27 protein-coding genes are annotated in these 25,537 nt (G+C 63.2%); 5 read left to right on the plus strand and 22 right to left on the minus strand.

Annotated elements, in window-relative coordinates; all coding sequences use genetic code 11:
* Positions 1-221, minus strand: a 221-nt coding sequence (locus tag F3I16_RS21085) for a hypothetical protein (RefSeq protein WP_218573228.1), incomplete at its 3' end; no start/stop codon positions are given.
* Between F3I16_RS21085 and F3I16_RS11245 the strand changes: the two genes are divergently transcribed.
* Positions 220-570 (plus strand): hypothetical protein, encoded by a 351-nt coding sequence (locus F3I16_RS11245; protein ID WP_160493731.1) that lies wholly within the window; start codon positions 220-222, stop codon positions 568-570. The two genes, F3I16_RS21085 and F3I16_RS11245, sit on opposite strands and share 2 nt — an antisense overlap.
* A 247-nt stretch (positions 571-817) precedes the next feature.
* On the opposite strand, the gene F3I16_RS11250 is transcribed toward F3I16_RS11245, so the two are convergent.
* The 5 genes from F3I16_RS11250 to gorA form a co-directional block, all read right to left on the minus strand.
* Positions 818-2,209 (minus strand): transglycosylase SLT domain-containing protein, encoded by a 1,392-nt coding sequence (locus F3I16_RS11250; RefSeq protein ID WP_218573229.1) that lies wholly within the window; start codon positions 2,207-2,209, stop codon positions 818-820.
* A 156-nt stretch (positions 2,210-2,365) separates the two neighbouring features.
* Entirely contained in the window at positions 2,366-3,025 is a 660-nt protein-coding gene (locus F3I16_RS11255; RefSeq protein WP_160493733.1) for a paraquat-inducible protein A, read from the minus strand.
* Positions 3,012-3,683, minus strand: coding sequence for a paraquat-inducible protein A (locus tag F3I16_RS11260; RefSeq protein WP_160493734.1), 672 nt, complete (start codon positions 3,681-3,683; stop codon positions 3,012-3,014). The genes F3I16_RS11255 and F3I16_RS11260 overlap by 14 nt, the downstream gene beginning before the upstream one ends.
* Positions 3,684-3,755: 72 nt before the next feature.
* Positions 3,756-4,379, minus strand: a complete 624-nt coding sequence (locus F3I16_RS11265) for a trimeric intracellular cation channel family protein (RefSeq protein WP_160493735.1) — start codon at positions 4,377-4,379, stop codon at positions 3,756-3,758.
* 5 nt (positions 4,380-4,384) lie between these two features.
* Positions 4,385-5,743, minus strand: a complete 1,359-nt coding sequence (gene gorA / locus F3I16_RS11270) for a glutathione-disulfide reductase (RefSeq protein WP_160493736.1) — start codon at positions 5,741-5,743, stop codon at positions 4,385-4,387.
* Between the two features lie 85 nt (positions 5,744-5,828).
* Here gorA and F3I16_RS11275 point away from each other — a divergent pair, with 85 nt between their 5' ends.
* On the plus strand, positions 5,829-6,251 hold the full coding sequence (locus tag F3I16_RS11275; protein ID WP_160493737.1) for a VOC family protein: 423 nt from the start codon (positions 5,829-5,831) through the stop codon (positions 6,249-6,251).
* Positions 6,252-6,296: 45 nt separating this feature from the next.
* On the opposite strand, the gene galU is transcribed toward F3I16_RS11275, so the two are convergent.
* The 11 genes from galU to ppsA all read right to left on the minus strand — a co-directional run bounded on the left by galU (position 6,297) and on the right by ppsA (position 16,972).
* Positions 6,297-7,136, minus strand: a complete 840-nt coding sequence (galU, locus tag F3I16_RS11280; protein WP_160489808.1) for a UTP--glucose-1-phosphate uridylyltransferase GalU — start codon at positions 7,134-7,136, stop codon at positions 6,297-6,299.
* A gap of 44 nt (positions 7,137-7,180) precedes the next feature.
* Complete coding sequence (locus tag F3I16_RS11285; RefSeq protein WP_160494023.1) at positions 7,181-8,542, minus strand: UDP-glucose/GDP-mannose dehydrogenase family protein; 1,362 nt, start codon at positions 8,540-8,542, stop codon at positions 7,181-7,183.
* Positions 8,543-8,706: 164 nt separating this feature from the next.
* Positions 8,707-9,738, minus strand: coding sequence for an OmpA family protein (locus F3I16_RS11290; RefSeq protein WP_160493738.1), 1,032 nt, complete (start codon positions 9,736-9,738; stop codon positions 8,707-8,709).
* Positions 9,739-9,852: 114 nt separating this feature from the next.
* Complete coding sequence (gene sigX, locus F3I16_RS11295; protein WP_160494024.1) at positions 9,853-10,443, minus strand: RNA polymerase sigma factor SigX; 591 nt, start codon at positions 10,441-10,443, stop codon at positions 9,853-9,855.
* 84 nt (positions 10,444-10,527) lie between these two features.
* Complete coding sequence (locus F3I16_RS11300; protein ID WP_160080408.1) at positions 10,528-11,352, minus strand: mechanosensitive ion channel domain-containing protein; 825 nt, start codon at positions 11,350-11,352, stop codon at positions 10,528-10,530.
* Between the two features lie 2 nt (positions 11,353-11,354).
* Entirely contained in the window at positions 11,355-11,603 is a 249-nt protein-coding gene (locus F3I16_RS11305; protein ID WP_178091823.1) for a CrfX protein, read from the minus strand.
* 49 nt (positions 11,604-11,652) lie between these two features.
* On the minus strand, positions 11,653-12,648 hold the full coding sequence (locus F3I16_RS11310) for a zinc transporter ZntB (RefSeq protein ID WP_160493739.1): 996 nt from the start codon (positions 12,646-12,648) through the stop codon (positions 11,653-11,655).
* A 55-nt stretch (positions 12,649-12,703) separates the two neighbouring features.
* Complete coding sequence (gene rraA, locus F3I16_RS11315; RefSeq protein ID WP_160493740.1) at positions 12,704-13,192, minus strand: ribonuclease E activity regulator RraA; 489 nt, start codon at positions 13,190-13,192, stop codon at positions 12,704-12,706.
* A gap of 99 nt (positions 13,193-13,291) precedes the next feature.
* Entirely contained in the window at positions 13,292-13,414 is a 123-nt protein-coding gene (locus F3I16_RS21195; protein WP_372239619.1) for a Rieske (2Fe-2S) protein, read from the minus strand.
* A gap of 76 nt (positions 13,415-13,490) precedes the next feature.
* Positions 13,491-14,459 carry an alpha/beta fold hydrolase gene (locus tag F3I16_RS11325; RefSeq protein ID WP_160493741.1) on the minus strand — a complete coding sequence of 323 codons (969 nt, stop codon included), beginning with the start codon at positions 14,457-14,459 and terminating at the stop codon, positions 13,491-13,493.
* Positions 14,460-14,599: 140 nt separating this feature from the next.
* Positions 14,600-16,972 (minus strand): phosphoenolpyruvate synthase, encoded by a 2,373-nt coding sequence (gene ppsA / locus F3I16_RS11330; RefSeq protein ID WP_160493742.1) that lies wholly within the window; start codon positions 16,970-16,972, stop codon positions 14,600-14,602.
* Here ppsA and F3I16_RS21365 point away from each other — a divergent pair.
* Complete coding sequence (locus tag F3I16_RS21365) at positions 16,919-17,107, plus strand: hypothetical protein (protein WP_372239620.1); 189 nt, start codon at positions 16,919-16,921, stop codon at positions 17,105-17,107. The genes ppsA and F3I16_RS21365 overlap by 54 nt on opposite strands.
* A 19-nt stretch (positions 17,108-17,126) precedes the next feature.
* Positions 17,127-17,945 carry a pyruvate, water dikinase regulatory protein gene (locus F3I16_RS11335; RefSeq protein ID WP_160493743.1) on the plus strand — a complete coding sequence of 273 codons (819 nt, stop codon included), beginning with the start codon at positions 17,127-17,129 and terminating at the stop codon, positions 17,943-17,945.
* Between the two features lie 50 nt (positions 17,946-17,995).
* On the opposite strand, the gene prpF is transcribed toward F3I16_RS11335, so the two are convergent.
* The 5 genes from prpF to F3I16_RS11360 form a co-directional block, all read right to left on the minus strand.
* On the minus strand, positions 17,996-19,183 hold the full coding sequence (prpF, locus tag F3I16_RS11340) for a 2-methylaconitate cis-trans isomerase PrpF (protein ID WP_160493744.1): 1,188 nt from the start codon (positions 19,181-19,183) through the stop codon (positions 17,996-17,998).
* A 49-nt stretch (positions 19,184-19,232) separates the two neighbouring features.
* Entirely contained in the window at positions 19,233-21,842 is a 2,610-nt protein-coding gene (gene acnD, locus F3I16_RS11345; RefSeq protein ID WP_160494025.1) for a Fe/S-dependent 2-methylisocitrate dehydratase AcnD, read from the minus strand.
* Between the two features lie 14 nt (positions 21,843-21,856).
* Positions 21,857-23,017 (minus strand): 2-methylcitrate synthase, encoded by a 1,161-nt coding sequence (prpC, locus tag F3I16_RS11350; protein WP_160493745.1) that lies wholly within the window; start codon positions 23,015-23,017, stop codon positions 21,857-21,859.
* Positions 23,018-23,090: 73 nt separating this feature from the next.
* Positions 23,091-23,975, minus strand: a complete 885-nt coding sequence (gene prpB / locus F3I16_RS11355; protein ID WP_160080390.1) for a methylisocitrate lyase — start codon at positions 23,973-23,975, stop codon at positions 23,091-23,093.
* Positions 23,972-24,709 carry a GntR family transcriptional regulator gene (locus F3I16_RS11360; protein ID WP_160080388.1) on the minus strand — a complete coding sequence of 246 codons (738 nt, stop codon included), beginning with the start codon at positions 24,707-24,709 and terminating at the stop codon, positions 23,972-23,974. Before F3I16_RS11360 ends, prpB begins: the two co-directional genes overlap by 4 nt.
* Positions 24,710-24,999: 290 nt before the next feature.
* Between F3I16_RS11360 and F3I16_RS11365 the strand changes: the two genes are divergently transcribed.
* Entirely contained in the window at positions 25,000-25,533 is a 534-nt protein-coding gene (locus F3I16_RS11365; protein WP_160494026.1) for an ATP-dependent zinc protease, read from the plus strand.
* The last annotated feature ends 4 nt before the right edge of the window (positions 25,534-25,537 follow it).

The following is a 25,537-nucleotide window of genomic DNA, read 5'->3' on the forward strand; positions in this document are numbered from 1 at the left end:
GCCATGGCGGCCTGACTTAAACGAAACGGCCTCCACAAAACCCGGGGCGATTCATCAAGATTGATAGCCCTGGCTTGAAGATTGGCCTGGTGCAGCTCGTCAGCCCTGCTTACCTGAACGGCAGCGGCCGTTGGCTGATGGAACCACTGTATGAGCTTGTGGAGGTTGGACTCAAGGGAAGAGAGGGAGTCTTCTATCTCTATCGCACCGAAAACAACCATGTTTACTTCGATGGTTGGGATCGCACGTTTTCTGATAGAGATGTCCAATCATGGCGTGTGGTTTATAGCTGCTCGGATGAAGATACAGGCGCGAAATTGGGGAGGGATTGCCGTGAGTGACGAGCAAGAGCTGGATACCTTTCAGCGCTGGGATGCCTTAGCGAAGGATGCTGTTGCCCGTGCGGTTCAGGAGAACAAAGACCTAGGCCTTGTTCCGAAGGATCGCCGCACAGAGTGGGTCGATGGTGTTCTATGCCATATTGAAGGGGACAAAGTTAGCCCCGTCCTGCCTGGCTCAAAGAGGAGCTTAAGCGGCAATGAGCCGGCGATCGTGATTTTCAAGCTCTGAACGGAAAATGCCTCGCAGTACAGTCGCGTAGTCAAGTGCGATCTATTGCTTCAAGTGAATCTGTAACCATTTATGTGCAACACCAGAAGGGATTTCGGCTGCAACGGTCTATCACCTCATGAAAGTCCATATAGCCCTATGTTCACTGAATATTTGTGCGATATAGAAACGCAACACGGTCCGAAACGACCTTCATTGTCGCACAACCTATTACACGCAGCGTCAGCCAAACGCCATGTGCCCGGCTCTACCGGTTGTCTTGCTTGAGCCTTTCCATGGCCTGCTCTTGCGCGGCCTTGCTCTCCATCAGCAAATGGTAAGCAATGTAGTACTTGTAGATGTTGCTGACGTAGGTCACGGTTTCCTGGCCGATCTTTTCCGCCGCTACGTACTCGACGTTATGGAACCAGACATTGGGATTCAGGCCGAGCTTGGCCGCTTCCTTGCGTAACGCGGAAATCCGCCCGGCGCCGGCGTTGTAGGACGCGAACGCGAACAACGCCTTGTCCAGCTCGGTCATCGGCTCATTGGCGTAGTAATGGTCGATCATCCAGCGCATGTACTTGACGCCGGCATGGATGTTGGCCTCGGCCTTGGTGATGTCGCCCACCTGCATGTCCTTGCCGGTGGCCGGCATCAGCTGCATCACGCCGATAGCACCCACCGCACTCTTGGCGTTCTGATTGAGTCGCGATTCCTGGTAGCCCTGCGCGCCCATCAGCAGCCAGTCGACGTTGTACTGTTTGCCATATTTCTTGAAGTACTCGATCAGCGCGCGGAACTTCTTGCGCTCGCTCTCGGAGGTCGCATTCTTCACGTACTTGAAGTTCTTCAGATAGCGCGTCAGCACCTGGTTGCCGAGCAGCGTGCCCTGCTTGTTGCGTGATACGAAGTCGTCCAGCACGGTCTTGAGTTGCGGGCTGTCCTTGCGCAGTGCCCAGCCGATCTCGCCGCCACTGCGCAACACGATGTCGTCATGCACCCTGAGTTGCGGGAATATTTCCTTCCAGAAATCGGCCTTGTGCTTGTCCACCACCTGCAGCGGAATCAGGCCGGCATTGAGCATTTCGAGCAGGTCTTCGTCTTCCAGGGGCTCCGGTGCCAGCTTGAGGTTCACGGGGGCCCGCTTGGCGGCGGAGAACTGTCGATTGAGCGCCACCAGGCTCTCGTAATAGCTGGATGATTGGCGGACGAACACGTCTTTGCCAGACAGGTCTTCCAGGCTGGCAATCGCCGGCGAGGCCGGCCCCGACACCACCACTTCGCGCACATTGGTCAGCCCGGCCCGGGTGAAGTCCACCAGTTTCAGGCGCTCGGGGGTAATGGTCAGGTTGGCTGCGGCTATATCGCCCTTGCCCGCGACAAGCGCCGGCAGCAGGTCGTCGCGGCGCACCGGAATGAACACGACCCGTACCTTGAGGTGCTTGTGCTTGAGCTTTTTCTCCGCGGCCAGCTGCGTGTTCAGCTCGCGCTCGAAGGCCTGGAAAAAGTCGACGGCCGTCCCGTGCAGGATGCCCTTGTCGGCGGTGTAGATGGACCTGTTGTTGACCGTGAGCACGCGGATGACCCGCCGCTCGATCATGCCGTCGAGGTCGCCACTCCACGGCTGCTGCATCTCGGCGGGGTCCAGGGTCAGCATCTCGCTCGTTTGCTGAGCCGCCTGCGTCGCCGGCTCCTCGGCCCAGGCGAGCACGGAAAGGAAAAATGCACCCAACAGGATAGTGAGAAGGCTACGGAGGTTCATGATCAGTACCAACAATCATATTTTTTATTATTGCCTGGCACTCGCTGCGCGTCAGCGCACCAGATCACCGGGCGATGAAGACTCCCCGTCATTGTCCTCATCCTCGGGTACGTCGATGTTGTCCCAGATCAGCCGCGGGTCGAAGGCCACCGCCGCCAGCATGGTGAGGATGACCACGCAGCAGAACGCCGCCGCACCGGAGTCGGCCTGGATGCTGGCCAGGTTGCCGAAGTTGACCAGGGCGACGAGGATCGCGATGACGAATATATCCAGCATCGACCAGCGCCCGATCCATTCGATGAAGCGGTACATCAGGATGCGCTGGCGCGCGGACATCGGCTGGTGGCGCTGCACCGAGTACAGCAGCAAGGCGATACCGACCAGCTTGAAGGTGGGTACCAGGATACTGGCGACGAACACCACCGCGGCAATCGGCAGCATGTCGGCCTGGATCAGTTCGATCACCCCGCCCATGATGGTGGACGGCGCGCCGTTGCCGAAGAAGTTGATGGTCATGATCGGCAGCAGATTCGCCGGGATATAGAGAATCGCCGCGGTGATCAGCAACGCCCAGGTCCGTGCGATGCTGTTCGGCCGACGCATGTGCAACCTGGAACCGCAACGCGCACAGTGCTGTTCCTCGCCTTCGATCTGGTATTCCAGCTGGTGGCATTCACCGCAGACCAAAATGCCGGCATCAAGTGCGCGCATGACCGTCCTCCTCCTCGCTCAGGGCATCCCATACCTGATGGGGCGACATGCTCACCTCCAGCCATACCTGCGCCAGCATCATGGCGATGAAGCAGGCCATGCCGACGCCCAGGTGCAGGTCCGCCAGATCGATCAGCTTGACGATCGAGACCAGGATGCCGAACAGATAGACCTCGAGCATGCCCCACTCGCGCAGGTGGTGATAGGTCCGGTACAACTGGATGCCCAAGGGGCGCATGGCCTTGAAGGGCATGCTCAACAGAACCAGCAGCTGGCAGACCAGCTTGAGCAGCGGAATCAGCATGCTGCAGAGGAACACCACCAGCGCCACCGGCTGCATGCCCGAGTGGTACAGCCCCACTACCCCGCTCCATACCGTATCGACCGCGTTCTGCCCGAGCAGGTTGAGGCTCATGATCGGCAGGAAGTTGGCCGGGATGAACAGCAGCAGCGCGGTGATGGCCAGCGCCAGCGAGCGGCGGCGCATCTGCGTGCGGTGCACGATCATCTCGTAGCCGCAGCGTGGGCAGCAGGCCTTCTGCTCTTCGCCGATGTGCGGATGGTGCATGAGCAGGTCGCATTCGTGGCAGGCGATCAGCTCCTGCAGCGGTGGCAGCGCCCGACTGCGATCCACTGGCTGTCCCGAATCCTGGCTCATCGTATGACTCCGTGAATGTTCATGGCCTGCTGCCTCCCTGCCCCGATATTACCCTGCCTGCCGGGCACATCGTCAGTCGCGATCGAGCAGATGAAAACGCGGCAAGCCCAGGTGCCAGTGGATCGCCGCCAGGCGCACTGCCAGCACGCTGCACATGGCCACCCCGGTGTCCAGCCAGTGCGGCGTAGCCAGTTCGCGCAGGCCGATGAACACCAGCGAGCCGAAGATGCAGGCGGTGGCATAGATCTCCTTCTGGAAGATCAGCGGGATCTCATTGCAAATCACATCGCGCATCACCCCGCCGGCCACTCCGGTCATCACACCCATGATCACCGCGGTGCTGTAGGGCATGTTGTGCTGCAGGGCGACTTCGGTGCCGATCACGGTGAACACGGCCAGGCCGAAGGCATCGGCAAGCAGCAGGCCGCGCTCATGAATCGGCCGGGTCAGGCGCACCCAGAGCACGGTACCGATGGCAGCCAGGGAGGCGACCAGGATATAGGTGTCGTTGCGGATCCAGCTGACCGGGTGGTTATCCAGAATCAGGTCGCGCAGGGTGCCGCCGCCCAGCGCGGTGATGATGGCGATCACCAGCACGCCGAACAGGTCCATGGACTTGCGCCCGGCCATCAAGGCGCCGCTGATGGCGAAGACCAGCACGCCGAACAGGTCGGATAGATAGAAGAGCTGCTGCATGGGCTTCAGGCCGTCACGGGCGCGCGCATGGTGACAAACTCCTCGGCGGCCGTCGGGTGGATGCCCAGGGTCTCGTCGAAGACCTGCTTGGTCGCGCCGGCTTTCAGTGCCACGGCCAGGCCCTGGATGATCTCGCCGGAGTCCGGCCCGACCATGTGGCAACCCAGCACGCGGTCGTCGGCGGCGTTCACCACCAGCTTCATCAGCGTGCGTTCCTGGCAATCGGTGAGGCTCAGCTGCATCGGCCGGAAACGGCTCTCGAAGACCTTGACGGCATGGCCGGCCGCCCTCGCCTGCTCCTCGCTGAGGCCGACCGTGGCGATATTGGGCAAGCTGAACACCGCGGTGGGAATCAGTTGGTAATCCACCTTGCGGAATTCCTCCGGGCGGAACAGGCGCCGGGCCACCGCCATGCCTTCGGCAAGGGCCACCGGAGTCAGCTGCACCCGGCCGATCACGTCGCCGATGGCGAGAATGGACGGCTCAGTGCTGACATAGCTGTCATCGACCTTGATGAAGCCGCGCTGATCCAGCTCGACGGCGGTATGTTCCAGGCCGAGGTTGTCCAGCATCGGCCGCCGGCCGGTGGCGTAGAACACGCAGTCGGTCGGCAACTGGCGGCCATCCTGCAGGGTGGCCAGCAGGCTGCCGTCGGCCTGTTGCTCGATGCGCTCGATGTCGCTGTGGAACTGCAGGTCCAGGCCCTTGCGGGTCAGCTCATCCTTGAGGTGCTGGCGCACGGCCCCGTCGAAGCCGCGCAGGAACAGCTCGCCGCGATAGAGCAGCGAAGTCTGTGCGCCCAGGCCGTGGAAGATCGAGGCGAACTCGACGGCAATGTAGCCACCGCCGACGACCAGCACACGCTTGGGCAGCTGCTTGAGGTGGAAGGCCTCGTTGGAGGTGATCGCCAGTTCCTTGCCCGGGATGTCCGGCACCTGCGGCCAGCCGCCGGTGGCGATGAGGATCTTCGCGGCGCTGTAGCGCTGGCCATCGACCTCGACGCTGTGCGGGTCGAGCAGGCGCGCATGGCCTTCGAGCAGATGGACGCCGCTGTTGACCAGCAGGTTGCGGTAGATGCCGTTGAGGCGCTGGATCTCGCGGTTCTTGTTGGCGATCAGGGTGGGCCAGTCGAAGCTGGGCTGCTGGCTGCTCCAGCCATAGCCCTGCGCCTGGGCGAAGCCTTCGGCGAAGTGCGCGCCGTAGACCAGCAGCTTCTTCGGTACGCAACCGACGTTGACGCAGGTGCCGCCCAGGTAGCGGCTCTCGGCCACGGCCACCTTGGCGCCGTAGCCGGCGGCGAAACGGGCGGCGCGGACACCGCCGGAGCCGGCGCCGATAACGAAGAGGTCGAAGTCGTAAGGCATGGGTTGTGCTCTCCTCAGCAGGCTGCCAGCATAACCCAATCGCCCCTGCCGCTTGCGCGCAAAAGCGCCCCACGGGAGTGTTCAGATGCGTCCCTGCCTGACTCATATCGCCCTGCACGTACCGGATCTGGAGGCCTGCATGGCCTTCTACCGGGACTTCTGCGGCATGCGGGTGATCCACGAACGAGCCGGCAAGGGCTCGAAGATCGTCTGGATGGCGGAACCGGGCAAGGAGCACCAGTTCATCTTCGTCATCATGCCCGGCGGGCAGGCGCGGCAGCTGGCCGATGACGACTACAGCCACTTCGGCTTCGCCGTGGCCAGCCGCGAGGCGGTCGATTCCATTGCCGCACGTGCCGCCGAGGCGGGCTGCCTGATCTGGGCACCGCGCGACGAGCCCTACCCGGTCGGCTACTACTGCGGCCTGCGTGACCCGGCCGGCAACTATGTCGAGTTCAGCTACGGCCAGCCGCTCGGACCGGGCTCGCAGGACATGCCGATCCCCTGAAACAGCAAAGCCACCCGCAGGTGGCTTTGTCGTGCGGCGCCTGGATCAGTAGGCGCGGCCGGTCTTGTACAGGTTCTCGAAGCAGTAGTTGGTGGCGTCGATGTAACCTTCCGCACCACCGCAATCGAAACGCTTGCCCTTGAACTTGTAGGCGATCACGCAGCCGTCCTGGGCCTGTTTCATCAGCGCGTCGGTGATCTGGATCTCGCCGCCCTTGCCCGGCTCGGTCTTCTCGATCAGGTCGAAGATGTCCGGGGTGAGGATGTAGCGGCCGATGATCGCCAGGTTCGACGGGGCGTCTTCCGGCTTGGGCTTCTCGACCATGGCGTTCACCCGGTAGATGTCGTCGCGAATCATCTCACCGGCGATCACGCCGTACTTGGAGGTTTCCTCCGGCGGCACTTCCTGGATGGCCACGATGGAGCAGCGGAACTGGTTGTACAGCTTGACCATCTGCTGCAGCACGCCGTCGCCTTCGAGGTTGAAGCACAGGTCGTCGGCCAGAACCACGGCGAACGGCTCGTCACCGATCAGCGGGCGACCACAGAGGATGGCGTGGCCCAGACCCTTCATCTCCACCTGACGGGTGTAGGAGAAGGAACATTCGTCGATCAAGCGACGGATACCAACCAGGTACTTTTCCTTGTCGGTGCCCTGGATCTGATGCTCCAGTTCGTAGCTGATGTCGAAATGGTCTTCCAGGGCGCGCTTGCCGCGACCGGTGACCATGGCGATCTCGGTCAGCCCGGCCTCCAGCGCTTCCTCGACGCCGTACTGGATCAGCGGCTTGTTGACCACCGGCAGCATCTCTTTGGGCATGGCCTTGGTGGCGGGCAGGAAACGAGTGCCATAACCGGCAGCCGGGAATAGACATTTCTTGATCATGGGAATCCTAGGCATTGCAGCGAATAAACTGCCGCGCAGTCTAATCAGGCGGCGCTGGCCTTACAATGACCCAGCGCAGGGCGCCCGACGCCTCGGTAGATAAAGCCCAGGGCCGCCAGTTCCTGGGCGTTGTAGATATTGCGTCCGTCGAACAGCACCGGCATGCGCATGCTGCCACGGATACGCTGGAAGTCCGGCTGGCGGAACTGCTTCCACTCGGTGACCAGCACCAGGGCATCGGCCCCTTCGGCGGCGGCATAGGGTGACTCGCCAAGCTGCAGCTGGCCGCTGCCGAGCGCCTCAGGATAACGCGCCGCGACCCCGGCGCAGGCCACCGGATCGCAGCCCTGCACCCGCACCCCGGCCGCCAGCAAGGCATCCAGCAGTACCAGGCTGGGCGCCTCGCGCAGGTCGTCGGTGCCCGGTTTGAACGCCAGCCCCCACAAGGCCACCACCCGCCCCTGCAGGTAACCGGCGAAATGTTCGCGCAGCGCCTGGAACAGCAGGGTCTTCTGCAGGGCATTGCGCGCCTCGACCGCGCGCAGGATGCCCGGTTCGAAACCTTCCAGCTCGGCACTGCGGATCAGTGCCCGCACATCCTTGGGAAAGCATGAACCACCGTAGCCGCAGCCGGCATAGATGAAGTGAGTGCCGATGCGCTTGTCGCTGCCGATACCGCGGCGCACATCCTCGATGTCCACCTCCAGGCGCGCGCACAACCCGGCCATTTCGTTCATGAAGGAAATCTTGGTGGCGAGGAAGGCGTTGGCGGCGTACTTGCTGAACTCGGCGGCGCGCACGCCCATGTCCAGGACCCGCTCGTGGTTGCGCAGGAACGGGGCGTACAGGCGCCGTAGCAATTGCGCGGTTTCTGCTTCGGCACAACCCAGCAGCACACGATCGGGGCGCATGAAGTCCTCGACCGCCGAACCCTCCTTGAGGAATTCGGGGTTACTGGCTACCCGCACGCTGATGTTGCGCCCACGCGCGGCGAGCGCCTTGTCGATGCGCTGGCGCACCCGCTCGGCCGTGCCGACCGGCACCGTGGACTTGTTCACCACGACGCAGGAATGCTGCAGCCTGGCCCCCAGCTCGTCGGCTACCGCCAGGACATGCGACAGGTCGGCCGAGCCATCCTCGCCGGAGGGCGTGCCCACGGCGATGAAGATCACTTCCGCGTGCCGGACGCCCTCCTCCAGCTGCGCGCTAAAGCTCAGCTGACCACTGCCCAGATGCGCCCTGAGCATGGCCTCCAGCCCCGGCTCGTAGATCGGTGCTTCGCCGGCGGTCAGCCGGGCGAGCCGCAGCGGGTCACGCTCGACACACACGACGCGGTTACCCATCTCGGCAAAACAGCACGCCGTCACCAGCCCCACATATCCCGCCCCGATCACGCAAAGTCGCATCGCCATATCCTCGTCCATTTGCAGCGATTGCAGCGAATGCTAATGGCAAGGCGATGACTGCAGAGCGTCGGTTTGGTGACAAGGTGCGGCGCTTGGCAAAAACAGGTTCTCGCGGGCAACAAAAAACCCGGCCTAGGCCGGGTTTCTTGTGTCGCCTAAACCAATTACTTGGCTTGGGCTTCTACTTCAGCTTCTACGCGACGGTTAACGGCGCGGCCAGCTTCGCTAGCGTTGTCGGCAACCGGGCGGGATTCGCCGTAACCAACCGAGTTGACGCGCTCGGCGCCAACGCTGTACTGGTTGACCAGTACATCACGAACGGCGTTGGCACGACGCTCGGACAGCTTCTGGTTGTAAGCGTCGGTACCCACGGAGTCGGTGTGACCTTCAACGGTGGTGGCGGTTTGCGGGTACTGGTTCATGAAGTCAGCCAGGTTCTTGATGTCACCGTAGCTTTCTTCTTTGACCTGGGCCTTGTCGAAGTCGAACTTCACGTCCAGCTCAACGCGAACCACTTCGGCAACAGCCGGGCAGCCATCGGCATCAACGGTGGTGTTGGCCGGGGTGTCCGGGCACTTGTCGACGTTGTCGCACACGCCATCGTTGTCGCTGTCGCTGCAGACTTCGGCAACCGGCTCGGCAGCCGGGGCCGGCTTGGAGCCGCCGCCGAAGTTCAGGCCGATACCAACGCTCGGGGCCCACTCGGTGTCGCCCTGGTCGATGTTGTACTGAGCTTCAACGCCAGCACGGGCGTAGAAGTTCTCGGTGAAGTACAGCTTGGCACCGCCGCCCAGGTTGGCGAAGGTGGAGCCGTTACGACCGCCATTGCCGTTCTGACCGATGCTCTGGTCGGAGAAGCCAGCGGATACGTACGGACGCAGGGTGTCGCCCGGAGCGTTGAAGTGGTACAGGGCATCCAGGGCAGTGTTGGAGCCCTTGATGTTGCGACCGTCGTCGCCGCGAGCGTTGTGTACTTCGTCGTAGCCCAGACGCAGTTCAACAGCGTCGGTCAGGAAGTAACCAACGGAGGCACCGAACAGGTTGCCGTTGTTGTCGAAGTCGCGAGCGCTATCGAAGAACTCTTTCTTGGCAAAGCCTTCGACTTCAACAGCGCCTTGGCCTTGAGCCAGTGCATTCAGCGAAGAAGCAGCGATCAGCGAGCCGATGACTGCGCCCAAGGTGTTTTTCAGTTTCATCCGTAAATCCCCATCATTTTATGACTGTGAGTTGCCCCTACGGTCATGCGGAACAACTTGGCGGCAAGTCTACCAGAAGTAGTTGTCGCGCCGCTTCAGATAATTTGCGGCGCTTCAAGTTTCGACCACGCCGGAAAATTTCTCGCGAAGCCGGTCGAGTGCACGTTTGTAGCGCATCTTGGTGGCGCTAAGTCCCATGTGCATGATGTCGGCAATTTCCTGGAACTCCAGCTCTGCGACAAAACGTAGCACCAGAATTTCCCGATCAATGGGGTTGACATGCACCAGCCAGCGATCAAGTCCGCCACGCTCCTCGGTCTTCGGCGCCTTTTCTTCGGACGCTTCTTCCAGCGGGTCGAGGCTTAGCGCATCCAGCAGGCGGCGCTTGCGACGCTCCTTGCGATACTGGGTAATGCACTCGTTATAGGTGATGCTGTATAGCCATGTCTTGAACTTGGATTTGCCTTCGAAGTTCTTCAGGCCATATAAGACCTTGAGCATGACCTCCTGGCATACATCGTCGGCATCGCGTTCATTGCCCAAATAGCGGGCGCAGACATTGAACAGCGTGCGCTGGTAGCGGCGCATGAGTTCTTCGTAGGCGCGGGTAACATGAAACAGTTCGACATGCGCACGCTGCACAAGCTCTTCGTCCGAGAGCTCACGCGGGTCATAACGCATGGATAACGATTGGCCTGTGTTCAAAACGGGTTGTGCCGACAAAGAGGTCAGATGGCAGCCAGCCCCAATCACGGGTACTGGCCGCATACATTAGCAGGGATTGGCAGATCAGCGACTGCTGACGTGCTGCTCGAGCAGGGTACGGTTGGCCAGCGAGACCAGATCCCCTTCTGCAGTCAGGAGGACGGTCTTCACCGTGCCGATCTCCTCGATCTGCCCTTCGACATCGCCAACCCTGACTTGTTGCCCAACCTCGTAGAGTTCGCGCACATAGATGCCGGCCAGAATCTGCCCGGCGATCTCGCGGCTGCCCAGCCCCAGGGCCAGCGCAATGGCCAGACCAACGGAAATCAGCACGATGGCGATCACGTTGTTGAGCAGGTCGGTCTTCACTTCCAGCTGACCGATGGCCACCGAGATGCTGATGATGATCACCAGGCCCTGGGCGATCCGCCCCAGACCGGCGGCGTAATCCAGGCCGACGCCTTCGGCGGCGCCGCGCACGATGCCGCTGAGCAGCTGGGCCAGCAATACGCCGGCCAGCATGATGGCGGCGGCGCCAAGGACCTTGGGCAGGTACAGGGCGAGGACATCGAGCGTGGCCGAAACCCGGTCAAGGCCGAGCGATTCGGCGGCCGAAACCAGGAAGATCAGCAGGACGAACCAGTAGACGATCTTGCCGATCAGGGTCGAAACCGGCACCTGAATGCCCACGCGGGACAGCATCTTGGTCAGCCCGGTACCCGACATCAGCCGGTCCAGCCCGACCTTGGCCAGCAACTTGGACAGCAGGGTGTCGAGCAGCTTGGCCACGACGAAACCGAGCAGCACCACCACCAGCGCCCCGAAGAGCCGGGGAATGAAGCCGGCGATGGGGGCCCATACCGAGCTCATGGCGGTGACGAGACTTTGAGTCCAGGGATCGAGTTCCATATTCAATCAGCCTTGTGTGCGGAGCGCGGGGATGGGGTGCGGGAAACCGGGGCCACATGGGCCGAACCATTGTTCAGCGCAATCATCAGGGCTTCGATGCAATGGCCCATCAGGCTGAACAAGTCGCCGACGCCAACCTGGCGGTTGGCCGTTTTCAGGACGCGGCCCAGCGTGGCGTCGTCGTCATGACTACTGGCGTTTGACTTGAGCAGATCACGCAATGATTCTTCGAACGGATCGTGCATGCGCACCTCACGTGGATATGTTGCCTAGACGCCACCCTGTCAGGTGGGGTCACATCTAGAGCCAGCGCAACCGTCGGAACAGCCACCACTGGAAGGTGACGACAGCCCCGATCGACACGCAGGCGATGAAAAAACCATAACTGCTGTCCGCACCGGGGATACCGCCGACATTGATGCCGAGCAGGCCGGTGATGCAGCTTATCGGCAGGAAGAAGCCGGTGATGATACCGAGCCAGTACATGGTGCGCCCCATGCGTTCGTTCAGGCGCCGGTGCTCGGACTCCAGTACCAGCCCTACCCGTTCGCGCAGCAGTTCCAACTCTTCCAGATAACGGGTCAGACGGTTGTGCAGCTCGTTCCAATAGCTGGCATCGTCGACGACGAACCAGGCGAAGCCGTTGCGCACCAGTTGCGCATAGATGTCGCGCTGTGGCGCGAGAAAACGCCGCAAGCCTGCCGCGCGCCGACGGATCTGCAGCATCATGCCGTGATCCGGCATATAGCGTTCGTCGCCATCCAGGTGTTCCTCCTGCTCGTCGAGCAACTCGGACAGCTGGCTGACCAGGGTGTCGACGCGATCGGTCAGGTTCTCGGCGAGAAACAGGATCAGCTCGGCCGAACTCTTCGGCCCCCTGCCCTTGGCCAGCTGCGCGATCAGTTCCTCGGTCGCCCGCAGCGGACGCAGGCGCAAGGAGATGACCCGCCGGGCATTGGCGAAGATGCGTACGGAAACCATGTCCTCCGGCTCCGCACCGGGATTCAGATTGACCCCGCGCAGGAACAGCAACAGTTCATCGGCCGGCAACGCCAGCACCCGGGGCCGGGTGTTCTCCTCCAGCAGCAGGTTGCAGCTGAACTCATCCAGCCCGCTCTGCGTGCGCAACCAGGCCTGCGCCTGCAGGTGGCTGCGATCCCAGTGCAGCCACAGGCTTTCCTCGGCCTTGAGCTGCAAGTCATCCAGCGCCGCACGGGCTATGCTGCGCGCGCCACCCTGGCCATCGAGAACGAAGGCGTGCACCAGCCCCCAGTGCAGGTTTTCCTGTTCAAGCATGCCGCATCACCTTACCTGGCAATCACGAAGCCCGGAGCGACCGGGCCCAAGCCTGTTACTCGGGCATCTTCAGGGCTTGCGGGGAGACGATGATGCCGTTGTTGTCGGCGTACACGAACTCGCCCGGGCGGAAGGTCACGCCGGCGAAGGTGACGACCACGTCGAGGTCACCGATGCCGCGCTTGTCGGTCTTCATCGGGTGGCTGGCCAGGGCCTGCACGCCCAGGTCGGTCTGCGCCAGGACGTCGACATCGCGCACGCAACCGTAGATGACCATGCCTTCCCAGCCGTTCTTCGCGGCTTTCTCGGCGATCATGTCACCCAGCAGGGCACGGCGCAGCGAGCCGCCGCCGTCGACCACCAGAACCTTGCCCTTGCCGGGCAGGTCGGCCTGGGACTTGACCAGCGAGTTGTCCTCGAAGCATTTCACCGTGACGATCTCGCCACCGAAGGAGTCGCGCCCGCCGAAGTTGGCGAACATCGGCTCGACCACCTGTACCAGTTCCGGGTAGGCGTCGCACAGATCGGGAGTGATGTATTGCATGGGAAAAACTCCTGTAGGTGAAAATGCGTCAAACATCGATGCCGATTCGATCGCCATCGTAAGCCAGGGCCAAACGGCTCAGCGCGGCACAACTGGCATTCAGCGGCTGTCCGCCGAGCAGGTCGAACCGACCCCGTGGCGCGCGCAGCGCAGCACCGTACCGGCCAGCGTAGCGTTGTGCAAGGGCGCACCCTGGTGCGGACAGCGGTTCTCCAGCAGCACCGGCTGGCATCAGCCTGCAAAGCACCGGCATGGCCCGGATGCCCCATATTAGCCGCAAGCCTGAGCGCTTGAAACGTCAGGCGGGCTGCAGATGCGGCGGCAGCTGCGCCTCGCGCAGCCAGTGCTCGACCAGCGGCCAGACTTCGGCCTGCGCCGGCTTGCTGACGAGCATCTCGACATGGCCATAGTCGCTGCTGAACCCCTGCTTCTTCGACAGCTCGAGGAACGCGCGCGGCGCCGAGGCGAACTGCTCGTGAAGCTTGCGACAGGACCAGGTCGGATCCTGCATGTCACCGGCGGCGCTCACCGCCAGCACTGGCGTGCGCACCTCGGCCATGCCCGCCCACCAGTCACGCTGCTTGTCGCCGAAACGGCCGAACAGGCGGTGCCAGCGCAGGCTTTCGCGCACCAGGCCGATGGGCTCATCCTCCGGCCCGCGCTTCAGGCGTGCACCGGAAACATGCCGGAAGCCCTTGAGCAGCAGGCGGCTGCCCCATTCCACCGGCGGTACCTTGAGCGGCCAGTAGATGCGGCTGATCTGGCTGCCGAACAGGGCCGCCGAGGCCACCTCCTCCTCGCCCAGGTAATGCCCACCCAGCGCCGCGGCCAGGGTAATGCCACCCAGCGAATGCCCCACCCAGTGCGGCGCCTGGCCGCTCTGTTCGCGGACGAAGGCGGCAATGGCCGGCAGGTCGTAGCGCGCATAGTCGGCCACGGTGTTGTGGCTGTAGCCGTGGTTGCGCGGCGACAGGCCGTGGCCACGCATTTCGGCGATCCATACGTCGAATCCGGCCCGGGCCAGATGCGGGCCCAGGCCTATACCGCGCGGCGAATACCAGAAGCGCCGGTTGGAAAAACTGCCGTGCAGCAGGATCACCGACACGCCGCGATTTCCCCCGACAGCCAGGCCGAGACGGGTCAGCGCCAGTTCGACGGAGAAATCCGGGCTGTTGCCGGGCTTCAGGCGATACACATCCTCGCTCAGATCGCCGCGTAATTCGGCGCTGATCAGTGCAACGGGAAATAACTCGCTACTGCTTTGCATTCTGCGTCTTGTACAAAAAATTGCCGGGAGCGATTTCTGACCTCGCCCCTGGGCGACGGCCCCAAGGCTAGCCGCCAGGGATGACGGGCCACAAAAAAGGGCGGGATTGCGCCCGCCCTTCCTTGAAACGGCTGATCAAATCAAGCTTGCTGGCCTTCGGCGAGGAAGAACCAGGTGTCGAGCACCGAGTCCGGGTTCAGCGACACGCTTTCGATGCCCTGCTCCATCAGCCAGCGCGCCAGATCCGGATGATCCGAGGGGCCCTGGCCGCAAATGCCGATGTACTTGCCGGCCTTGTTGCACGCGGCAATGGCATTGCCCAGCAGCTTCTTCACCGCCGGATTGCGCTCGTCGAACAGGTGGGCAACGATGCCGGAGTCGCGATCCAGGCCCAAGGTCAGCTGGGTCAGGTCGTTGGAGCCGATGGAGAAGCCGTCGAAGAACTCGAGGAATTCCTCGGCCAGGATGGCGTTGGATGGCAGCTCGCACATCATGATGACCTTCAGGCCATTCTGCCCACGGGCCAGGCCATTGGCGGCCAGCAGGTCGACCACCTGGCTGGCTTCGCCGAGGGTGCGCACGAATGGCACCATGATCTCGACGTTGGTCAGGCCCATCTCGTTGCGCACTTTCTTCAGCGCGCGGCACTCCAGCTCGAAGCAGTCGCGGAACGACTCGCTGATGTAGCGCGAGGCGCCACGGAAGCCGAGCATCGGGTTCTCTTCTTCCGGCTCGTAGAGCTTGCCGCCGATCAGGTTGGCGTATTCGTTGGACTTGAAGTCCGACAGACGCACGATGACCTTTTTCGGCCAGAACGCTGCGGCCAGGGTGCTGATACCTTCGACCAGCTTCTCGACGTAGAAGCCGACCGGATCGTTGTAGCCGGCGATACGCTTCTCGACGCTGTCCTTGATCTCCGCCGGCAGGCTGGCGAAGTTCAGCAGGGCTTTCGGGTGCACGCCGATCATACGATTGATGATGAATTCCAGGCGGGCCAGGCCTACGCCTTCGTTCGGCAGCTGGGCGAAGTCGAAGGCGCGGTCCGGGTTGCCGACGTTCATCATGATCTTGAACGGCAGATCGGGCATGGCATCCACGGAGTTCTTGCGGATATCGAAGCCCAGTTCGCCTTCGAAGATGAAGCCGGTGTCGCCTTCGGCACAGGACACGGTGACGCCCATGCCATCCTGCAGCACCTGGGTGGCGTTACCGCAACCGACCACGGCCGGGATGCCCAGTTCACGGGCGATGATCGCCGCGTGGCAGGTGCGCCCGCCGCGGTTGGTGACGATGGCGCTGGCGCGTTTCATCACCGGCTCCCAGTCCGGGTCGGTCATGTCGGAAACCAGCACGTCGCCCGGCTGGACCTTGTCCATCTCGGACACGTCGTGGATCACCCTGACCTTGCCGGCGCCGATCTTCTGGCCGATGGCGCGGCCTTCGACCAGCACGGTGCCCTTCTCTTTCAGCAGGTAGCGCTCCATGACGTTGGCGCTGCTGCGGCTCTTCACGGTCTCGGGACGGGCCTGGACGATGTACAGCTGCTGGTCGTCGCCGTCTTTGGCCCACTCGATGTCCATCGGCCGGCCGTAGTGTTTCTCGATGATCAGCGCCTGCTTGGCCAGCTCGGTGACTTCGGCATCGCTGAGGGCGAAACGGGCGCGCTCGGCACGGTCGACCTCGACGGTTTTCACCGACTTGCCGGCCTTGGCTTCCTCGCCGTAGATCATCTTGATCGCCTTGCTGCCCAGGTTGCGACGCAGGATCGCCGGGCGGCCGGCTTCCAGGGTCGGCTTGTGCACGTAGAATTCGTCCGGGTTCACCGCGCCCTGCACCACGGTCTCGCCGAGGCCGTAGGCGCCGGTGATGAACACCACGTCGCGGAAGCCGGATTCGGTATCCAGGGTGAACATCACACCGGCGGTGCCGGTTTCCGAACGAACCATGCGCTGCACGCCGGCGGACAGGGCGACAAGCTTGTGGTCGAAGCCCTGGTGCACGCGGTAGGCGATGGCGCGGTCGTTGAACAGCGAGGCGAAGACTTCCTTGGCCGCGCGGATCACGTTGTCCACGCCGCGGATGTTGAGGAAGGTCTCCTGCTGGCCGGCAAACGAGGCGTCCGGCAGGTCTTCGGCGGTGGCCGAGGAACGCACGGCAACGGCCATGTTGGCGTTGTCGCCGGCCATGGCGGCGAAGGCGCTGCGGATCTCGCTGTCGAGGCGCTCGGGGAACTGGGCGTCCATCACCCACTGGCGGATCTGCGCACCAGTCTTGGCCAGGGCGTTGACGTCGTCCACGTCCAGGGCGTCGAGGGCGGCATGGATGCGGTCGTTGAGGCCGCTTTGTTCGAGGAAGTCACGGTAGGCCTGGGCCGTGGTGGCAAAGCCGCCCGGCACCGAGACACCAGCACCGGCCAGGTTGCTGATCATTTCGCCCAGGGATGCGTTTTTGCCCCCTACATGCTCCACATCGTGGACGCCGAGCTTATCGAGGGAAACTACGTACTCTACCAAGGTGAACTCTCCACTGTGCTTGGCCCAGCCGCGCAGCAACGCTGCATCCTGGCTTTGCCTCAAGGAAATAAGTCACAATGCCGGCCAGTACGGGCCCGACAGAGGGGGCCTATCATAGCCAAGAATCGTTCCTGACTTAAGGCCTTTGGCGCAAATGAAACGAACCGCTTTCTTCATCTCCGATGGCACCGGCATTACCGCCGAAACCCTGGGCCAGAGCTTGTTGGCCCAGTTCGAAACCATCAGCTTCACCAAGCTCACGCGTCCCTATATCGACAGCGTGGACAAGGCGCGCGCCATGGTACAGCAAATCAATAATGCTGCCGAGAAGGACGGTGCCCGGCCGATCATCTTCGATACCGTGGTCAACCAGGAAATTCGCGAGATCCTGGCCGAGTCACAGGGCTTCATGATCGACATCTTCTCCACCTTCCTCGCCCCGCTGGAGCAGGAGCTGACCTCCCACTCCTCCTACTCGGTCGGCAAATCGCACTCCATCGCCAGCAACAGCAACTACATGGAGCGCATCGAGGCGGTCAACTTCGCCCTCGACAACGACGACGGCGCGCGCACCCACTACTACGACAAGGCCGACCTGATCCTGGTCGGCGTCTCGCGCTGCGGCAAGACCCCGACCTGCCTGTACATGGCCATGCAGTTCGGCATCCGCGCGGCCAACTACCCGCTGACCGAAGAAGACATGGAGCGCCTGCAACTACCGGCCGCCCTCAAGCCCTACAAGCACAAGCTGTTCGGCCTGACCATCGACCCGGACCGGCTCACCGCCATCCGCCACGAGCGCAAGCCCAACAGCCGCTACGCCAGCTTCGCCCAGTGCGAGTTCGAGGTGCGCGAGGTGGAAAACCTGTTCCGCCGCGAGAACATCCCCTACATCAACTCCACGCATTTCTCGGTGGAGGAAATCTCCGCCAAGATCCTGGTGGAAAAAGGTGTCGAGCGGCGTCTCAAATAACCGGATCACAGCTCGAAGAAGCCCGCCTTGGCGGGCTTTTTCATGTCCGACTAGAACGCATCCCCCGGCACCCGCACCCAGCCTTCCATCAGGATCCGCGCACTGCGGCTCATGATGGCCTTGGTCACCGTCCATTCGCCGTCGACCCGCTTGGCTTCGGCGCCGACCCGCAGGGTGCCGGACGGATGACCGAAACGTACCGCCTCGCGCTCGCCGCCACCGGCCGCCAGGTTGACCAACGTGCCGGGCACCGCCGCCGCCGTGCCGATGGCCACCGCGCAGGTGCCCATCATGGCGTGGTGCAGCTTGCCCATGGACAGCGCGCGGACCAGCAGGTCGACCTCGCCGGCCTCGACCACCTTGCCACTGGAAGCCTTGTAGGACTTGGCCGGCGAGACGAAGGCGATCTTCGGCGTATGCTGGCGGGTCAGCGCCTCTTCGGCCGTTTTGATCAGCCCCATGCGCAGGGCTCCGGCCACGCGGATCTGCTCGAAACGCGCGAGCTGCTGCGGGTCGCCGTTGATCGCTTCGCGCAGCTCGGTGCCCTGGTAACCGATGTCCTCGGCATTGACGAACACGGTGGGGATGCCGGCGCTGATCATGGTCGCCTTGAAGGTGCCGACACCCGGCACTTCCAGGTCATCGACCAGGTTGCCGGTGGGAAACATCGAGCCGCCCTCCTCGCCATCATCGGATGGATCGAGGAACTCCAGCACGATCTCCGCCGCCGGGAAGGTCACCCCGTCCAGTTCGAAATCGCCGGTTTCCTGCACCAGGCCACCCGTCACCGGCACGTGGGCGATGATGGTTTTCTGGATATTGGCCTGCCAGATGCGCACCACGCAGGTACCGTTCTGCGGAATGCGCGCGGGGTCGACCAGCCCGGCATGAATGGCGAAGGCGCCGGCCGCAGTGGACAGATTGCCGCAGTTGCCGCTCCAGTCGACGAAGGCCTTGTCGATGGAGACCTGGCCGTAGAGGTAGTCGACATCGTGGCCCGGCTGGCTGCTTTTCGACAGGATCACGCACTTGGAGGTCGACGAGGTGGCGCCGCCCATGCCGTCGATATGCGCGCTGTACGGATCGGGACTGCCGATCACCCGCATGAACAGCTTGTCGCGGGCCTCGCCCGGCACCTGGCAGCTTTGCGGCAGGTCTTCGAGACGGAAGAACACGCCCTTGCTGGTACCGCCACGCAGGTAGGTGGCGGGAATCTTGATCTGGGCTGCATGAGCCATAAAGCACTCTCCTGAAAGAAAACCGGGGCGTTGCCGCCCCGGTGATGCATCAGCCCTTGGACGACTCGAGGAAGTCCTGGGCAAAGCGCTGCAGCACGCCGCCGGCCTTGTACACGCCCACTTCGGCGGCGGTATCCAGACGGCAGGTCACCGGCACCTCGAGCACTTCACCGTTGCGGCGATTGACCACCAGGGTCAGGTCGCAGCGCGGCGACACGTCACCCTGGATGTCGTAGGTCTCGGTGCCGTCGAGGCCGAGGGTCAGGCGGGTGGTACCCGGCTTGAACTCCACCGGCAGCACGCCCATGCCGACCAGGTTGGTGCGGTGGATGCGTTCGAAACCTTCGGCCACGATCACCTCCACACCGGCCAGGCGCACGCCCTTGGCCGCCCAGTCGCGGGACGAGCCCTGGCCGTAGTCGGCACCGGCAACGATGATCAGGTTCTGCTTGCGGTTCATGTAGGTTTCGATTGCTTCCCACATGCGCATCACCTTGCCTTCCGGCTCGACGCGCGCCAGCGAACCCTTCTTCACCGCACCGTCGACCACGGCCATCTCGTTGACCAGCTGCGGGTTGGCGAAAGTGGCGCGCTGCGCGGTCAGGTGGTCGCCGCGGTGGGTGGCGTAGGAGTTGAAGTCCTCTTCCGGCAGGCCCATCTTGTGCAGGTACTCACCGGCGGCCGAGTCCAGCAGGATGGCGTTGGACGGCGACAGGTGGTCGGTGGTGATGTTGTCCGGCAGGATCGCCAGCGGCAGCATGCCCTTGAGCGTGCGCTCGCCGGCCAGGGCGCCTTCCCAGTATGGCGGGCGGCGGATGTAGGTGGACATCGGGCGCCAGTCGTACAGCGGGCTCTCGGCCTCCTGAATGGTGCCCAGATCGAACATCGGGATGTAGACCTGCTTGAACTGCTCCGGCTTGACCGAGGCGGCGACGATCGCGTCGATTTCCTCGTCGCTCGGCCACAGGTCCTTCAGGGTGATCGGCTTGCCGTTCGCATCAAGGCCCAGCACGTCCTGCTCGATGTCGAAGCGCACGGTACCGGCGATGGCGTAGGCCACCACCAGCGGCGGCGAGGCCAGGAAGGCCTGCTTGGCATAGGGATGGATGCGCCCGTCGAAGTTGCGGTTACCGGACAGTACGGCAGTGGCGTACAGGTCGCGGTCGATGATTTCCTGCTGGATCACCGGATCCAAGGCACCGGACATGCCGTTGCAGGTGGTGCAGGCATAGCCGACGATGCCGAAGCCGAGCTTTTCCAGCTCCGGCAGCAGACCGGCTTCTTCCAGGTACAGCTTGGCGACCTTGGAGCCCGGGGCGAAGGAGGTCTTGACCCATGGCTTGCGCACCAGGCCCAACTCGTTGGCCTTCTTCGCCAGCAGACCGGCAGCCACCACGTTGCGCGGGTTGGAGGTGTTGGTGCAGCTGGTGATGGCGGCGATGATCACCGCGCCATCCGGCAGCAAACCTTCAGCCTCTTCCACCTTGCCGGCCGCCAGCTTGGCTTCGTCGGCGATGCCGCGCTCGTGCAGAGCCGAAGTCGGCAGGCGCTTGTGCGGGTTGGACGGGCCAGCCATGTTGCGCACGACGGTGGACAGGTCGAAGCTCAGTACGCGCTCGTACTCGGCACCGACCAGCGCATCGGCCCACAGGCCGGTGGTCTTGGCATAGTTCTCGACCAGCGCTACTTGCTCCGGCTCGCGACCGGTCAGCTTGAGGTAGTCGATGGTTTGCTGGTCGATGTAGAACATCGAAGCGGTGGCGCCGTATTCCGGGCACATGTTGGAGATGGTGGCGCGGTCGCCGATCGACAGGCTGTCCGCCCCCTCGCCGAAGAACTCGACATAGGCGCCGACCACGCGCTCCTTGCGCAGGAACTCGGTGATGGCCAGGACGATGTCGGTGGCGGTGATGCCGGGCTGGCGCTTGCCGGTTAGCTCGACACCGACGATGTCGGGCAGGCGCATCATCGACGGCAGGCCGAGCATCACGGTCTCGGCTTCCAGGCCGCCGACGCCGATGGCGATCACGCCCAGGGCATCGACGTGCGGGGTGTGCGAGTCGGTACCCACGCAGGTGTCGGGGAAGGCCACGCCACCGCGCGCCTGGATCACCGGACTCATCTTCTCCAGGTTGATCTGGTGCATGATGCCGTTGCCGGCCGGGATCACGTCGACGTTCTTGAACGCGGTCTTGGTCCACTCGATGAAGTGGAAGCGGTCCTCGTTGCGACGGTCTTCGATGGCGCGGTTCTTCGCAAAGGCATCCGGGTCGAAGCCAGGCGCTTCCACGGCCAGGGAGTGATCGACGATCAGCTGGGTCGGCACGACCGGGTTGACCTTGGACGGATCACCGCCCTTCTCGGCGATGGCATCACGCAGGCCGGCCAGGTCGACCAGCGCGGTCTGGCCGAGGATGTCGTGGCAGACCACGCGGGCCGGGTACCAGGGGAAGTCCAGGTCGCGCTTGCGCTCGATCAGCTGCTTGAGCGAATCGGTCAGCGCGGCCGGTTCGCAGCGGCGCACCAGTTGCTCGGCCAATACACGAGACGTGTACGGCAGCTTGGCGTAGGCGCCCGGAGCGATGGCATCGATCGCCTCGCGGGTGTCGAAGTAGTCCAGCGCAGTGCCAGGCAGCTGCTTGCGATATTGCGTGTTCAGTTGGCTGTTCATGATTATTTGCGCTCCTTGAGCGGCACGAAGGTCAGGTCTTCCGGGCCGACGTAGTTGGCGCTGGGGCGGATGATCTTGCCGTCGATGCGCTGCTCGATGACGTGGCTGGACCAGCCGGCGGTGCGGGCGATGACGAACAGCGGAGTGAACATGGCGGTGGGCACGCCCATCATGTGGTAGCTGACGGCACTGAACCAGTCGAGGTTGGGGAACATCTTCTTGATGTCCCACATGATGGTTTCCAGGCGCTCGGCGATATCGAACATCTTGGTGTTGGACTGCTCGGCGGAGAGCTGGCGGGCCACTTCCTTGATCACCTTGTTGCGCGGGTCAGCCACGGTGTAGACCGGGTGACCGAAGCCGATCACCACTTCCTTGCGCTCGACGCGGGCACGGATATCGGCCTCGGCCTCGTCCGGGTTGTCGTAGCGCTTCTGGATCTCGAAGGCCACCTCGTTGGCGCCGCCGTGTTTCGGGCCGCGCAGGGCGCCGATGGCGCCGGCGATGCAGCTGAACATGTCGGAGCCGGTGCCGGCGATCACCCGCGAGGTGAAGGTGGAGGCGTTGAACTCGTGCTCGGCGTACAGGTTGAGCGAGGTGTGCATGGCGCGCACCCAGGACTCGCGCGGCTTCTCGCCATGCAGCAGGTGGAGGAAGTGGCCGCCGATGGAGTCGTCGTCGGTCTCCACGTCGATGCGCTTGCCGTTGTGACTGAAGTGGTACCAGTACAGCAGCGCGGAGCCCAGCGAGGCCATCAGCTTGTCGGCGATATCGCGGGCGCCCGGATGATTGTGATCTTCTTTCTCCGGCGACACGCAGCCGAGCACGGACACCGCAGTGCGCATCACGTCCATCGGGTGGGCGGACGGCGGCAGTTGCTCCAGGGACGCCTTGAGCGCCGCCGGAATGCCGCGCAGGGCCTTGAGTTTGGCCTTGTAGGCGGTCAGCTCGGCGACGTTGGGCAGCTTGCCGTGCACCAGCAGGTGGGCGATTTCTTCGAATTCGCAGCGGTTGGCGAAGTCGAGCACGTCATAGCCACGGTAGTGCAGGTCGTTGCCGGTACGGCCGACAGTGCACAGCGCGGTGTTGCCGGCGGTGGTACCGCTCAGGGCCACGGACTTCTTCGGCTTGAAGCCGGTGGTGGTTTCTGGGGTCGCACTCATCGCGGGTCTCTCCTCATCTAATCCGGTTGATTCTTGTTGTGCGCAGGCCGCCCGCACGGAGGCCTGCTGCCGGTCACTTCTTGGCGGCAAACAGCGCGTCGAGGCTCTGCTCGAAGGCGTGGTAGTTGATGCGCTCGTACAGCTCCATGCGGGTCTGCATGGTGTCGATCACGTTCTTCTGGGTGCCGTCGCGGCGCACGGCCATGTAGACGTTCTCCGCCGCCTTGTTCATGGCGCGGAAGGCCGACAGCGGGTACAGCACCAGGGACACGTCGACTGCGGCCAGTTCCTCGGTGGTGTACAGCGGCGTGGCGCCGAACTCGGTGATGTTGGCCAGGATCGGCGCCTTCACCCGGTCGGCAAAGGTCTTGTACATCGCCAGTTCGGTGATCGCTTCCGGGAAGATCATGTCGGCGCCGGCCTCGATGCAGGCAGCCGCGCGGTCCAGCGCCGAGTTGAGGCCTTCCACGGCCAGGGCGTCGGTACGCGCCATGATCACGAAGCTGTCGTCGGTACGGGCATCCACCGCGGCCTTGATGCGGTCGACCATCTCCTGCTGGGAGACGATCTCTTTATTCGGGCGGTGGCCGCAGCGCTTGGCGCCGACCTGGTCTTCGATATGGATGGCGGCGGCGCCGAACTTGATCATCGACTTGACGGTGCGCGCCACGTTGAACGCCGAGGCGCCGAAGCCGGTGTCGACATCCACCAGCAGCGGCAGGTCGCAGACATCGGTGATGCGGCGCACGTCGGTGAGCACGTCATCCAGGCCGGTGATGCCCAGGTCCGGCAGGCCCAGGGAACCGGCGGCCACCCCGCCACCGGACAGGTAGATGGCCTTGAAGCCGGCGCGCTTGGCCAGCAGGGCGTGGTTGGCGTTGATCGCGCCGATCACTTGCAGGGGATGTTCGCTGGCGACCGCATCGCGAAAGCGCTGGCCGGGAGTGTTCGAACTCATGACTCACCTCGTGGGGTAGATGGGGTGGTGGTGGCGCCCTGCTCCCGGGTGGCGGAGTAGTGGCGTTCGATATTGCGTTTGGACGCGGCGATATGCCGGCGCATCAGCAGTTCGGCCAGCTCGCCGTCGCGCTCGGCGATGGCGTCGAGAATGCGGTGGTGTTCGGCGAACGCCTGGCGCGGACGCTTCGGCGTGGCGGAGAACTGCAGGCGATACATGCGCACCAGCTGGTACAGCTCGCCGCAGAGCATCTGACTGAGGGTCTTGTTGCCACTGCCCTGGATGATCCGGTAGTGGAAGTCGAAGTCGCCTTCCTGCTGGTAGTAGCCGACACCGGCCTGGAAGGCGGCATCGCGCTCGTGCAGGTCGAGCACCCGACGCAGCTCGTCGATCTCGGCCTGGGTCATGCGCTCGGCGGCCAGGCGGCAGGCCATGCCTTCCAGCGATTCGCGGATCTCATACAGCTCGATCAGCTCGGCATGGCTGAGCGAAACCACTCGCGCACCCACATGCGGCACCCGCACCAGCAAGCGCTGACCTTCCAGGCGATGGATCGCCTCGCGCAGCGGCCCGCGGCTGATGCCGTAGGTACGCGCCAGTTCGGGCTCGGAAATCTTGCTGCCCGGCGCAATTTCGCCCTGGACGATGGCGGCCTGGATGCGCCGGAACACATGCTCGGAAAGTGTCTCGGAGTCATCCGCAAAAGTGGCAGTCGTTTCTGAAGGCTCAAGCACGATTGTTGACATCCGCAAGTGGCGATGCGGGAAAAACTACGCCGCAGAGAGATATCTGTCAAACATAACCATGTGATTGTCGACAATCTGCACGTCACAGGAATTTGCCGAATTGCTCATTTCACCTGCACAAACGCCGCTAAGCGTCTGTCGCCACAGAAAAACCCCATGCTAGAATGCCGCCGGCATAGGCTGTGCGAGCGTTTCACCATGCCTGCTAGACTGCTTTGCCGACTGCCCGCCCAATGCCGCCGATCACCGGATCCGACGACGCGACCATCACAGGATTTATGAGACTCGAGCCCTTCGCCCTTCTTTTTTGCTGCGCCCTGCTCCCCGGCCTGAGTTTCGCCGCCGAAAAAACCGTTTATGGCCTCAATGAATACATCAGCCTTTCCGATCTCGATATGGAAGTGGCGGCCAAACTCGACACCGGCGCCAAGACCGCCTCGCTCAGCGCGCGCGATATCAAACGCTTCAAACGTGACGGCGAAACCTGGGTGCGCTTCTACCTAGCCATCGACGATGCTCACCAGCACCCCATCGAGCGCCCGCTGGCACGCATCAGCAAGATCAAACGCCGCGCCGGCGACTACGACCCCGAGGAAGGCAAGACCTACACGGCCCGACCGGTCATTGAGCTTAGCGTGTGCATGGGCAAGACTCTGCGCAGCATCGAAGTGAACCTGACCGACCGCAGTGCCTTCCAGTACCCGTTGTTGATTGGCTCCGAGGCGCTCAAACGCCTCGATGCCCTGGTTGATCCAAGCCTCAAATATGCTGCCGGCAAACCCGGCTGCTCCCTTACTACCGCTGCCGAGTAATTGC

This window comes from Pseudomonas sp. L-22-4S-12 (assembly GCF_009799935.1).
Lineage (GTDB): Bacteria > Pseudomonadota > Gammaproteobacteria > Pseudomonadales > Pseudomonadaceae > Aquipseudomonas.